Consider the following 11715-nt stretch of genomic DNA (forward strand, 5'->3'; position numbering starts at 1 on the left):
CCTCGGGGGTGGGCGGCCTACCGCCCACCCCCGAAGCAAGCAGGCTGAAGGCACGATGCCGACGGCTTCACCGCTGTTGAGCAGCACATCCCCGGGCGGCAGTGGCAGTCGCCCGGGACCGGACACCACATCAGGGAGAACCCCATGACCCGTACCACCTTCCTCGCATCCACCGGCTGCACCCGCACCAGCGAAACCCACCTCTACACCCACGCGGTCATCGTCGACACCCGCGACGGGGAGGGGCGCATCGCGCTCACCTGGTCCAAGTCCGAGGCCAACGTCCTCAAGGCGGCCCGGGCCGCCGAGCGCGCGGCCTGGAAGAACATCGCCGTCGAGGAAGTGAGCGTCCAGGAGAAGCCGGCCCGCACTCGCAAGGCAACCCACAATCAGGTTCCCGACGCCGCGCAACCGGCCCCGGCCGCCGAACGCGCACCGCTCGCCCTCTGCTCCGTCCGCCCGGCCTCGGCCGGCGGCTTCGACGTCGTCAACAACAGCGGCCTGGTCGTCTCGGGCGACTGGCAGACCGAGGTCGGCGCCCGGGAGCGCGCCAACTACTTGAACGCCTGTGAGAACCGCAAGCGCGCCGAGGACGCCCTGACCGAGCCTCAGCGGCGGGTGTACGCCATCGTCCGGCGCGATCTGACGATTCGCTCCGGCTACCGGCACAACCTCACCGCAGTCCGGAGCCTGCACGCCGCAGGACTCGTCAAGCTCACCGAGCACGGTCCCGGCTCCTGGACGGCCGACTACGTCACACCCCCCGCCGAGAGTGCGGCCGGGGACCCCTCGACCGTCGGCGCGGGCGTCCTGCCCGAGGACGCCGACCACCCGGTGACCCTCGCCGCGCGCACGGCCCTGTCCGGGCAGCCGCTCGCCGACGTCGCCGGCCCCGACGATCTCGGCACCCTGGCCGGCTACTGGATCCGGCCGATCGGCGACAGGGGCCGCCTGGCCGTCGCCTGGGTCGAGGGCGGGAAGCTGACCGTGGGCGCCGACGAACGGCCGCCCCTGGCTCGGCTGAGCGTCGCGAAGGAACTGTTCGAGCGGACGCAGGGCTGGCTCGTGGAACCTGGCGACAACTCGTCGCTGGTCGTCTGGCATGTACCGACCCTGGAGGCCGCGGCCCAGGGACTGGGCGCCGAACAGGGCCGCGGTGCGATCACCGACATCTGGTCCATCACCCACGACCACCTTCCCGACGGTCGCTACTTCCTCCGCGTCGAGGCTCCCGATCACGCCGCCGCCATCAAGGCCGCCGAGGCCACCACGGGCGGCCGCCAGGTCCGGCGGGCAGGATTCCGCCTGAGTGCCCGCCGCCTGCGGGAAGGAGACCTGGTACGCACCGTCGGCGAACGGGTCCGGCATGTGGCCACGCGCCAGACCGGCACCGTCGAAGCGGTCGACGCGCACATCGTCGGCGCCCGCTCGTACCGGGACGGCGTGACCGTCGCTGTGGACGGCCGGTCCCGCAAGACCGCGCGCGCCCTGGAGTGGGAGCCCCTGTCGGAAGTCGAGGACCCCGAGGCCGCCCACTGATGACCCGCGTCCGGTCCCACCTCGGACCGAGCCCCGGGTCCCTGCACCCTGCCTTCATCCCTCGTTCAACCCTGCCGCCCTCGACACGAAGGACTGAGATGACCAGGCGAAACGAACCCACCGAAGGTGACCTGCTGCTCGCCGAACTGGCCGCTCGCGGCCGTCACGCCTTTCCGGGCGGCGAGGGCGGCGTGAGCTTCCTGATCATGGCCATCGACCCGGGCGCCCCGGACGACGAGGACGCCGCCTACGGCGTCCCGCACGTCCTGATGTACGCCGGCGAGCAGGCTGACCGGCCCGCGTCCCAGCACAGCGAACCCTGGTCCGCGCATTTGCACGCCGCCGACGGAACCTACCTCGACACCCTCGTCGACGGCTCCCCCGAGCCGCTCGACGCGGCCGCCGACGCCGCCCGGTGCGCCCACGAGGTGACCGCACAGCTCCGCCGTAGCAACATTCCGCCGACCGCACGCCGGTTCTGCACCTTCTGATCCAACCCTCGCCGGGCGGCAGTGGCAGCCGCCCGGCGCCGAACTCACCACCCCGCACCGCGAGGAGACCCATGGACATGCCCACCCGCCGCCAATTGCTGGAGGGGATCCGGCGCGCCCACCAGGCCGACGCCGCGTACACCGCAGCCGGCCGCGCCCACGCCCGGGCCGCCATAGCCGTCGCCGACGCACACGCCCACATCGCCCACGACCCGCAACCGCGCTCCGCCGCCGACGAGCTGAAGGCCGCCCAGGTCCACGCCGACGGTCTTGCCCGACGCGAGCGAGAGGCCCGGGTCAAGGTCCGTCGGACCTTCACCGCGGCCCGCGCGGCCAACCGCGCCCTCGGGGCGCTCTACAGCCCGCACGCCCCCGGACGCGGAACCGGCGGCCGGCGCCGGTCCGACGTCGCGGCCGGCATTCTCGGCGAGCTCGCCAAAACTCCCCGCGAGCTCGTCCTCGCCGCGGACAAAATCCTTGTGTCCACGAGCGGCGGCAAAGATTCAGTTGTCGCCGGGCACCGCGTGGTCACCCTGGCCGCCGAGGTCGGCTGTCTGGAGAAGGTGGTCATGGTCCACGCGGACCTGGGGGAGGAGTCCGAATGGCCGGGCGTCCGCGAGCTCGCGCAGCGCCAGGCCGAGCGCTGGGGCGCCGAGTTCCTCGTGGTCAAAGCCGATCGCGGGCTGCTCGGCCTCGTCGAGAAGCGCGGCATGTGGCCGGACGCGGCCCGCCGGCTGTGCACTTCATCCCTGAAGCGGGACAAGATCGCCCCGCTGTTCAAGCAGATCACCGACGCCCTCGGCCTGGACGAGCAAGCCCTGATCCTCTCCGCCCTCGGCATTCGGGCTGCGGAATCCCCCGCCCGGGCCCGCAAGCTCCCGCTCGCCGTCGACATGCGCGCGAGCACCGGCCAGCGCATGGTTTTGACCTGGCATCCGATCCTCGATCTCTCCGAGGCCGACGTTTGGCAGCAGATCGCCGACGCCGCCCTGGAGTACCACCCCGTCTACGACGCGATCATCCCCCGACTGTCCTGCGTTTTCTGCGTGCTGGCCGGGCGGGACGTCCTGGTGCGCGCCGTACGTCTGTGCTGGGCCCTGGGCCTGGACCTGCCCACCCGGTACGTCGCCCTCGAAGAGCACATCGGTCACCGCTTCCGGCAGAAACTAAGCGTCGCCGAAATCGTCGCCGAGGCCGCCCGCGTCGAGGCGGAGGAAGGCCCCCTGGTCTGGGCCCGAGGGGACGCGCTGCGAGCCCGGATCGGCGAGGAGTCCGCGGCCGACTACCTCCGCCGGCTGGCCCAGGCCCTGGCCGCCTGACGGCCGAGACGCCTCGCGAGAGGAGAAGGCGCGGCCGGACCGCCATCACGGGATGACCCCCGGGGCGGCGGCCGGCTGCTCCAGGGCGCTGCTGAACTGCGGGAAACCGGGATCGAGGACGCGCCGCCGCCACTCAAGTGATGGATATGTGGTATAGTTGTTTTAAGTCGGCGGTGGCAGCCGACCAACTCAACCGAACACACCCAAGGAGAGTCGTGACCCGATCGCCCTCCCCGAACACCACACCCCAGCCCTCCATCTGCCTGGTTCTCGACCCGGAGGGCCGTGGCACCGTCCTCCAGGTCACCTCCGTGCACAACCTCGACGGCGAGACCCTCGCCGAGCGCCTCTACGAGGCCTACGCCATGACCACCGAGAACAACGAGGAGCTCCCCGCCGAGATCACCGCCGAGACGCTCCTCGGCCACCTCGGCAAGCAGATCGCCGACTGCGCCGAAGGCTGGCACCACTGGGCCAACGAGCCGACACAGGAGGCCTGGGACACCGTCCGACCCTGGGCCGAACGGCAGGTCCGCCGCCTGTTCCCGGATCTGACCTGGAGCGTCGAGCCGGACCGGCAGTTCCTGCCGCCCAGCAGCTGAACCCTCCCACCGGCGGGGGCGGCTGCCCACGGAGCAGCCGCCGCCCGACGCCGGCGCCCTGCCGCCGCCGGCCCTGAAGCGCCACCGCGCCGCCGGCCGCCGGAGTGCCCAGATGCCCACCGCCCCCATTCCCTCCGGGCAACTGCCCCGTCACCGCCGCGTGGTCTACCGCGACGGCCGATACAGCACCGTCCACCGCTTCCGCTACGCCGCCGCGCACCTGGAGGCCCGCCGCACCGGCCGGCAGTGGCACGTCGACCAACTGATACCCCGCACCGCCCCCGTGCCGCGGGAAGCCGTCGTGCGCTGCGCCACCACCCTCGCCGAGGCCGCGGCCCAGGCGGCCGCCCCGCTCGACCGCCGGGCCGTCCAGGCGCCCGACCACACGGACGACAACTTGCGCGCGTATGCCGCCGCAGGCTGTGACGTCATCGACCCCGCCACCAGCCACCGCCCAGGCGCCCACGGCGTATTTGTGAACCTGCGCGCTGGCCCCCTTGCTCACACCCTGGTGCGGCCGCGGCGGACGCATCCCCCGAGGAAGATCACCATGCCGCCGCCGAGGGCCACGGCCCAGGAGAGCTGCGGACCCATCGGCGGACCCGTCCAGAACGGCGCGCCCAGGGTGGTCTGGATCGCCGCGTACGAGGCGAGGGAGAGAGCCGTTCCGGACGGCGTCGGCCGCCTTCGCTCCAAGGCGGGGAGGCGGAACGGCTTCCAGGTCTGGTTCTGGTTGTTCGAGGGCATGGCGAAGTAGTGCCTTCCGGTAGTGGGGTGCGAGACGCCGAGAGTTACCGAGCTGCGCCGCCTGGCGGGCAGCCCGTCGCACAGCAGTTAACCGCGCCTTCCCGGCCACCAGAACCCGCTCGACGCACTTCGGCCAGTGACACAAACTCCCAGCTCAGAAGGGGTGAATGCTTCGGCGCTCCAAGCATTCTTGGAGTGCAAACTTCGTGTCTCGCGGCTCTGACCTGCGGTGTTCTCGGCGGACGGCGACCGAGTTTCGCACGCGCTCCAAAGGCTGGTCGGAAAGTGGCTGAAACCCGAGATGGGCTTACGCCCCGGCAGGGGAGGACTGCTGAAGCTTTGAGCTCTGTTGGCGTGAGCCGCCGCAGAAGATCGGCACCGGCAATCGAGGTGGGTTCCGGTGGCGCGGCGCGCACGTCGCGAAATCCGGATGCCGAAAGGAGCAGCCCACACCCCTTGAGTGATATATTCATGGTATAGTTTTCTCGTGGTCGGCGGTGGCAGTCGACCAACACCGGAAACTCACACCCTGGAGATCCGCATGCCCCTGGACTTCACGAACCCGCACGAATTCAGCTGCTTCGGCACGCTCCACCCGGACCACCTCGTCGCGTGGTCCTTCGGAAACGCCCATATCGAGTTGGACCTCACCAGCTACTTTCCCGGCCCCGGCGGATACACCACCGTCCCGCTCGACGCCGAGACGGACATGCACCACCGCCCCGACGACCCGGGCGCGACCAACGCCGTGGCGCAGGACCTCGCCGCCCTCTACGGCTTCGACGGCCTCGACGTCCGTGGCCCCGCCTACTTCACCGGCCCGAGCGGCGAGACCGACCGCGCCCTCGGTTTCGCCCCGGACGCCTTCGACGTCCTCCACACACGGGTCAAGGACATCTGCGCCACCCTCGGTGTCCGCACCTGGTGCAAGCTCCACCCCGACGACACCGTGAGCGTCCGCTATACCGACCTCGAACGCGGCGACGTCTACTGGTCCATGAACCGCCCCCACCGCTTCCAGCACTTTCAGGACCTCCCCGCCGACAGCATGACGCTGGAGTTCAGCCCGAACGCCCGCTACATGGTCTGCGACGACGAGGAGACGTTCATCGCCTACGACACCTACGAGTGCCGCGCGGACCGCGCCCCGGCCGGTTACTGGCAGCGCACCGGCAACCAGCTCCTCAGCGCCTGACCCGCTTCTCCCCCCGGCCCGACGCCGGGGGGAGGGGCCCCCAATGACGGCCGGCTGCACCGCCGGCCCCCTCAACACACCTCAGGAGGACCGATGCACACCACCCTTCAGGAGTCCCAGGACGCACTCGAAGCCGCCCGGGCCCAAGCCCGGGGCCTGACCCACACCCTCGCCGCCACCCTGGCCCACATGTACCCGCACGCCGCCTACCTGGTGCTCCGCCGCGACCCCCGCTCCGGCGAACTCCACCTCGACAGTCTCCGGACTGCCGGCGGCGGAACCCAGTGCTCCCTCGGCGAGCGGGACCCGCTCCCCGAACTCACCGACCCCGTACTGCGCGAGGCCTGGGGGCAGGCCGACCCGCGCGACCCTCAGGCCCTCCTCAGGCTCCTCCACGACCTCGACCGCCTCGGTACCCCGTTCGGCCGCCTCCCGGAAACCGCGCAGGTGCAGGCCGACCCGTACGAGGACACCGCCTCCCTGCTGTGTCTCGTGGTCAACGCCGATGCGCCCGAGCCGGAGGGCCACGACCGGGAAGTGACCGCGCGCCTCGCACTGACCGTGACCGAGGAGGTCACCTACGAGTTCACCTTCGAGGTCGAGCTCCCCGCGTACATCGCCAACAACCCGAACGCCCTCCACGATTACCTCACCGACAACGAGGGCATCTGGCTCGACCGCCTCGACCCCGTCAGCGGTAGCACCGTCAACGAACGCAGCCTGGACAACGTCGAACTCACCTTCGCCGCCTAGAACTCCCACGGGCCGACACCGCCGCTGAGAGCGCCCAGGAAGGGCAAAAACCATGCCGGAGTACAGCGTCACCTGGATCATCGACATTGACGCCGACACGCCCGTACACGCCGCCTATGAGGCACTGGCCATCCAGCGCGACCCCACGTCCTGGACGACGGCCTTCACCGTCCACACGGACGACGGTGCCGTAGTCGTCGACCTCAACCCCCACCAGCCGGGGCCGCCGAAGCTCAGCGGCCCCTGGACCCTGACCGCATAGCCCGCACATCCTCGCGCCCCGGCACGGCCCACAGCCGCGCCGGGGCGCAGTCATGCCCGGCGGCCCAGGCCCGCCCGCCGGCCGTGAGCAGCAGACGGCGCCACGCGGTCCATACGGCTCTTGAGGCTGGAGCTGACGGCTGGCGCGCCGTTGGTCCAAGCGGGCCGGGGAGCCCGTCCGCGGCCGACGCCTCGATGACGGCGCCCGCGACCTGGGTGGGCCGGCGGCGCGTGCGTGTGCTTCGCCGGCGGGTCCTCGATATGCCGCTGAACAGGGGAAACAGCGGCTCGGGACGCTTCGGCAGTGATGAAAAAACGGTATAGTTGTGTTGTGGGGCGGCGGTGGCAGCCGACCCGCACCGAGAACCACGACTCCCAGGAAAGGGGACACTCATGCCTACTCTCCTCCAGGACGGCGGCTTCGCCCTCCGGATCGAGCCCACCGGCGGATTCAGCCTGCTCGACTGGGGCACCGAGACGCGCCCGCAGGACGCGCTCGCCGCTGATCGGGTCCGTTCCGTCGACCTGACCACCCGGCTGATCATGTGGACCGACGAGCTGGCCGCCCCGCTCGGCCTCCCCGCCAACATCCCCGCGCGTCACCTCCTCCATGCCTACCAGGCCACCCCGACCCCGGTCTGCGGCGCGGCCGTCTTCACCGGTTCCACGCACGGCGGCGCTCTGCTCGGCCTCACCGAGGATCAGGTATTCGTGCTCGTCGACCGCTTCTTCAGTCGTCACCGCGACGTGCCCCGGCCGCGCCGCTGAACGCAGGTCGCCACGGGCCCCGGAATCACGATCCGGGGCCCTCGCATTTGACGAAAGGGAAATTCGTACGTGCAGTACGCCACCATCGGGGATAGGTGCGAAGTCCAGGATCTCGCATCCTAATTCGCGGGCACCGCAGAGTGCGGATTTCGAAGAGGCCAAGGCGAATTCCGCCGTCGCGGTGCTGGAGGCCGATAAGGCGCCGGGCTGCACTGCCTTTTGGGCGGCGGCCTGCCTGGCGCTCCGGTGCGTGCGCGGCGGGCGTGGCGCGGTCGCGCAGCAATCCACCCAGGTGGACGGGGTGGAGAGGACGCTGAAAGTGATGCATGCATGGTATAGTTGCCTTGCTGGTCGGCGGTGGCAGTCGATCACAACCCGAATCCATGCGCAGTCGTGAGGAGACGTCATGTCCGCCACCCTTTTCCGCACCCTCGACCTCATCGAGCCCGGTGACCTGGTCCATTACCACGGCAGCAAGCCCGACTACCACGGCCTGTACCTGGCCTGGCCCTGCAACTGCTTCGACTGCGCCCGCGCTGACTACCTGGGCAGTGCCGACACCCGCTACCGCCTGACCGACCCGTTCGCCGAGGACCCGGACGCCGTCACGCTGCGCTGCGCGCGGCGCGGGTCCGTCAGGCGGTCCGACGCCAACGCCTGACCCTCCCTCGGGGCGCAGTCACCCGGCTGCGCCCCGCCCAGGTCGGCGGGGAGTGGTACCCCGCCGCCGCCGAGAACACAGCTCACGAAAGGGCAGACCATGACTGACAAGACCCTCATCGACGGCACCGCCAACCCTGACAGCCTGGGCCCCGACGCGATGCGCTGGACCCCCGAGCCGGAGCAGCCGGCCGTTTCCGTGGTCGACATTTTTGGGGAGGTCATCCACGGGTACAGCCGAGCCGACGCCCTCGCCGACGGGGCCTTGATCGCCGTCGGTGACGACGTCGCCCGCGAGGCCGGGTTCGGGGTCCCGGTGGCGCTCACCGCGGCCGCGTGGGCCGACTGCGTCGCCTGGAACGACGAGGACAACCGGCAGACCTGCCAGGACGAGTCGGGCCGCCTCTGGGACGTGCTCCGGATGACCCGGTACGCCATCCGGCGCTTCGCCGGGGTGAGTTCCTGCACTGTCGAGCTCTACCACGTCCCGCGCGACGGAGAGAGCGACGAGAGCGAGCGGACATGGCTGCTCGCGACGTGCGGGCCTGGCGACGACAGGGAGCCCGTGCTCACGATCTCCCTGCCCGACGAGGACTGATCGCCGGAAGCAGCGCTCCCCCCCTTCCCGGGGGTGGAGCGCTGTGGTTGCTGTCCTTCGCACGTGCGGACATTCCCCAGAGAAGATCCACGCGACCTCTCCGAAAGTGGTTAATGTAAGGTATAGTTGTCTTGTTGGTCGGTGGTGGCAGCCGACCAAGAACCGGAAGCAGACCGAGAGGAACCGGCATGGCAATCACGGCGTACAACCAGACCCCATACGAGATCCAGCGCGCCTCCACGCTGTTCGTGGGCTTCCTCAACGCGGTGGAGGACGGCTGTCATCACCTCGTCGTCGCGGCATCGGCGAGTGTTGGCACCCTCACGATCGGGGTGTCGTTCCACAACGTGGGCGAGGCGTCCGACTTGGACCCGGACGCTGCCCTTGAGGCAATGGCGCTTCTCACCCTCGCGGCGTCCGTCGGCGGGGGCGCGGTGCTGCGTACGGACTTCGCCGATGGGACCTCCCAGGTGCGCGGCTGGAAGCTCGTCGAGTTCTACGCCAAGCCGCTCAACGCCGTCGAGATCTTCAACGTGTACTGCATGGACGCCAGGACGGGTGAGGCGGTCGCTCCGGAGTGGGATGTGGAGTACGTGACCGCGCCTCGACTGATGGTCTGATCTGGGGCTCTGGGTGCGGGCGGGGCGGCCTGCACCCGGACGGGCAGGGCCGGGCCCTCAAAGGCCCGGCCCTGCTCGGCCCACCCGGCTCCGCGCAGCCGGCTGGGGGGCCGTCTTCCCTGGCCGGCTGCGGCGGCGGTGTTCCGTAGGAGGGCGGCGGGATAGACATTGTGATGCATGCATGGTATAGTTGTTTTGTTGGTCGGTGGTGGCAGCCGGCGGACATCCGGAGACACGTTTCTGTGGGGAGAGTTTGATGGCGCATCTGATTGAGCAGTTCGGTGATGGTACGGCGGCGTTCGTGAGCGCGCAGAAGAGTGCCTGGCATCGGTTGGGCACGGTGACGACGGAGGCGTTGACGGCCGAGGACGCGATGCGTTTGGCCGCGCTGGACCGCTGGAACGTTCGTCTGGTCGGCCTGCACGCGACCGAGCTGACGGCCGAGGGCGCGGCGTTGCTGGAGGTGCCGAACCATCGGGCGAGCGTCCGTACCCACCCGAAGACGGGGCGCGCCGAGACGCTGGGTGTGGTGGGCCCGGACTATGTGCCGGTGCAGAACGAGGAGCACGCGGAGTTTCTGAATTACCTGGTCGACGAGTCCGGCGCTCACTTCGAGACGGCGGGCTCGCTGCGCGGCGGCCGTCAGGTCTTTCTGACCATGAAGCTGCCCCAGTCGATGACGATCGGCCGGAGCGACGAGGTGGACCTCTACATCGCCGCGTTCAACTCGCACGACGGTTCCAGCGCGTTCCGGATCGTCGTCACCCCGGTGAGGGTGGTGTGCGCCAATACCCTGCGGGCCGGTCTCCGCAGTGCGAAGAGCAGCTATACGGTCCGCCACACCTCCGGCGCCCGCGGCCGCATCGCCCAGGCCCGCCAGGCTCTGGGACTCACCTTCAAGTACGCCGAGGAGTTCGAGAAGGCCGCCCAGCGGATGTTGGACGCGGAGATGACCACCCCCATGCTCCGATCGGTTGTGGAGCAGCTGTGGCCTGTCGCCAACGGCGACAGCACCCGGAAGAAGAACAACCAGCTCACCCGCTGGAACACGATCCGGAACCTGTTCGAGAACGCGGACACCCAGGCGGGCATCCGGGGAACAGCGTGGGCGGGCTACAACGCCATCACCGAGTACGCCAACCACGTCGCCCCGGCACGTGGTGCCAACTCGGAACTGAAGAGCGCCGCTCGCGCGGAGCGCGTGATCACGGGGACCGCTGACGACGTGATGGAGCGGGCCTTCCGCCTCGCGGCCGTCTAGTTCGACTTACGGGGAGCAGCCCGGAAGGCTGCTCCCCACCCCCTGCCAGGCTGAGGATTCCCTGAGGGCCTGCCCGGCCGGCTGGCGGTGCCGGAAGTGGGCCGGGGGTGGGGTGTTTTGACGGTGTGATAGCTGTGTGGGGGAGGCCCGGAAGGGCCTCTTCTTCTTTTCCGGGGTGGTGTTCTATTCGATTCCCGGGGAGGTCTGCTTTCCCGTACGCACTCCCTGACGTGCCATCAGATTCGGAGAGTGTGACGGTCCGTCCGTGAGGCGTAGGGATGTCGAAACGGAGCCGAACGCGGCGAAGAGATGGAATACAAAGCCCGCTGATTCGGCCGTAAGGCCGCCCTGGAATTCGAGCACGCCCCGGCCCTCGTGAACCCGGAAGCCCGTAAGGGCGGCCCACCCCGGACACGGCGCCCAGAAGGGCGCTGAAACCCCCTCAGGAAACGACACCACCACCCCCGCCGCCGAACACTCCCACCCCACCCAGAGGCACCCACCCACACCTCCTCCCGCCCCCACGGGCCCCGACAGGGGCCCACACCCCCCACCAACCCCCCAACCAGCCACCACACAGGACACCAACCCCCAGACCCTAGCCACACCCCCACAACGAAACACCCCCACATCCCCAAAGCCCCGAAGGGGCCCACACGACCCGCCGACAGGCGGGCCCCACCCCACAACCAACACCCCACCAATTCCCGCAACGCGGGAATACGAAAAGCCTGAAAGGCTTTCAAAACCCACCAATCAAGAATTGCCGAAAGGCAATACAAACCCGCCCAACAAAACCCCCGAAGGGGGTTGACGCAAACCACCCCGAATCCCCCGAAGGGGGATTCGGGCGGAATTCCGCCGAAAGGCGGAATTCTTTGGGAATTCCGAAAGGAATTCC

The 11715-nt window shown here is 69.7% G+C and carries 13 protein-coding genes; all 13 read left to right on the forward strand.

Annotation, left to right across the window (positions count from 1 at the left end):
- Positions 1-144 precede the first annotated feature (144 nt).
- The 13 genes from OHA84_RS38065 to OHA84_RS38125 all read left to right on the forward strand — a co-directional run bounded on the left by OHA84_RS38065 (position 145) and on the right by OHA84_RS38125 (position 10814).
- Complete coding sequence (locus OHA84_RS38065) at positions 145-1539, forward strand: hypothetical protein (RefSeq protein ID WP_266976126.1); 1395 nt, start codon at positions 145-147, stop codon at positions 1537-1539.
- A 98-nt stretch (positions 1540-1637) separates the two neighbouring features.
- Entirely contained in the window at positions 1638-2030 is a 393-nt protein-coding gene (locus OHA84_RS38070; RefSeq protein ID WP_266976124.1) for a hypothetical protein, read from the forward strand.
- 71 nt (positions 2031-2101) lie between these two features.
- Positions 2102-3349 carry a phosphoadenosine phosphosulfate reductase family protein gene (locus OHA84_RS38075; protein ID WP_266976122.1) on the forward strand — a complete coding sequence of 416 codons (1248 nt, stop codon included), beginning with the start codon at positions 2102-2104 and terminating at the stop codon, positions 3347-3349.
- 215 nt (positions 3350-3564) lie between these two features.
- Entirely contained in the window at positions 3565-3951 is a 387-nt protein-coding gene (locus tag OHA84_RS38080) for a hypothetical protein (RefSeq protein WP_266976120.1), read from the forward strand.
- A gap of 112 nt (positions 3952-4063) precedes the next feature.
- On the forward strand, positions 4064-4708 hold the full coding sequence (locus OHA84_RS38085; RefSeq protein ID WP_266976118.1) for a hypothetical protein: 645 nt from the start codon (positions 4064-4066) through the stop codon (positions 4706-4708).
- A 531-nt stretch (positions 4709-5239) separates the two neighbouring features.
- On the forward strand, positions 5240-5893 hold the full coding sequence (locus OHA84_RS38090) for a hypothetical protein (protein WP_266976116.1): 654 nt from the start codon (positions 5240-5242) through the stop codon (positions 5891-5893).
- Between the two features lie 93 nt (positions 5894-5986).
- Positions 5987-6646 carry a hypothetical protein gene (locus tag OHA84_RS38095; RefSeq protein ID WP_266976114.1) on the forward strand — a complete coding sequence of 220 codons (660 nt, stop codon included), beginning with the start codon at positions 5987-5989 and terminating at the stop codon, positions 6644-6646.
- A gap of 52 nt (positions 6647-6698) precedes the next feature.
- Positions 6699-6908 carry a hypothetical protein gene (locus OHA84_RS38100; RefSeq protein WP_266976112.1) on the forward strand — a complete coding sequence of 70 codons (210 nt, stop codon included), beginning with the start codon at positions 6699-6701 and terminating at the stop codon, positions 6906-6908.
- A 392-nt stretch (positions 6909-7300) separates the two neighbouring features.
- On the forward strand, positions 7301-7675 hold the full coding sequence (locus tag OHA84_RS38105) for a DUF3846 domain-containing protein (RefSeq protein WP_266976110.1): 375 nt from the start codon (positions 7301-7303) through the stop codon (positions 7673-7675).
- A 406-nt stretch (positions 7676-8081) separates the two neighbouring features.
- Positions 8082-8336, forward strand: coding sequence for a hypothetical protein (locus OHA84_RS38110; RefSeq protein WP_266976108.1), 255 nt, complete (start codon positions 8082-8084; stop codon positions 8334-8336).
- Positions 8337-8435: 99 nt separating this feature from the next.
- Positions 8436-8933 (forward strand): DUF6573 family protein, encoded by a 498-nt coding sequence (locus tag OHA84_RS38115; RefSeq protein ID WP_266976106.1) that lies wholly within the window; start codon positions 8436-8438, stop codon positions 8931-8933.
- 188 nt (positions 8934-9121) lie between these two features.
- Positions 9122-9553 carry a hypothetical protein gene (locus OHA84_RS38120; protein WP_266976104.1) on the forward strand — a complete coding sequence of 144 codons (432 nt, stop codon included), beginning with the start codon at positions 9122-9124 and terminating at the stop codon, positions 9551-9553.
- Positions 9554-9809: 256 nt separating this feature from the next.
- Positions 9810-10814 carry a DUF932 domain-containing protein gene (locus OHA84_RS38125; protein ID WP_266976102.1) on the forward strand — a complete coding sequence of 335 codons (1005 nt, stop codon included), beginning with the start codon at positions 9810-9812 and terminating at the stop codon, positions 10812-10814.
- Positions 10815-11715 lie beyond the last annotated feature (901 nt).

This window comes from Streptomyces sp. NBC_00513, from assembly GCF_041431415.1.
In the GTDB taxonomy this organism is placed as follows: domain Bacteria; phylum Actinomycetota; class Actinomycetes; order Streptomycetales; family Streptomycetaceae; genus Streptomyces.

Coding starts and splice junctions, on each gene's coding strand:
- OHA84_RS38065 (WP_266976126.1), top strand. CDS start 145: ATGACCCGTACCACCTTCCTCGCATCCACCGGCTGCACCCGCACCAGC.
- OHA84_RS38070 (WP_266976124.1), top strand. CDS start 1,638: ATGACCAGGCGAAACGAACCCACCGAAGGTGACCTGCTGCTCGCCGAA.
- OHA84_RS38075 (WP_266976122.1), top strand. CDS start 2,102: ATGGACATGCCCACCCGCCGCCAATTGCTGGAGGGGATCCGGCGCGCC.
- OHA84_RS38085 (WP_266976118.1), top strand. CDS start 4,064: ATGCCCACCGCCCCCATTCCCTCCGGGCAACTGCCCCGTCACCGCCGC.
- OHA84_RS38090 (WP_266976116.1), top strand. CDS start 5,240: ATGCCCCTGGACTTCACGAACCCGCACGAATTCAGCTGCTTCGGCACG.
- OHA84_RS38095 (WP_266976114.1), top strand. CDS start 5,987: ATGCACACCACCCTTCAGGAGTCCCAGGACGCACTCGAAGCCGCCCGG.
- OHA84_RS38100 (WP_266976112.1), top strand. CDS start 6,699: ATGCCGGAGTACAGCGTCACCTGGATCATCGACATTGACGCCGACACG.
- OHA84_RS38105 (WP_266976110.1), top strand. CDS start 7,301: ATGCCTACTCTCCTCCAGGACGGCGGCTTCGCCCTCCGGATCGAGCCC.
- OHA84_RS38110 (WP_266976108.1), top strand. CDS start 8,082: ATGTCCGCCACCCTTTTCCGCACCCTCGACCTCATCGAGCCCGGTGAC.
- OHA84_RS38115 (WP_266976106.1), top strand. CDS start 8,436: ATGACTGACAAGACCCTCATCGACGGCACCGCCAACCCTGACAGCCTG.
- OHA84_RS38120 (WP_266976104.1), top strand. CDS start 9,122: ATGGCAATCACGGCGTACAACCAGACCCCATACGAGATCCAGCGCGCC.
- OHA84_RS38125 (WP_266976102.1), top strand. CDS start 9,810: ATGGCGCATCTGATTGAGCAGTTCGGTGATGGTACGGCGGCGTTCGTG.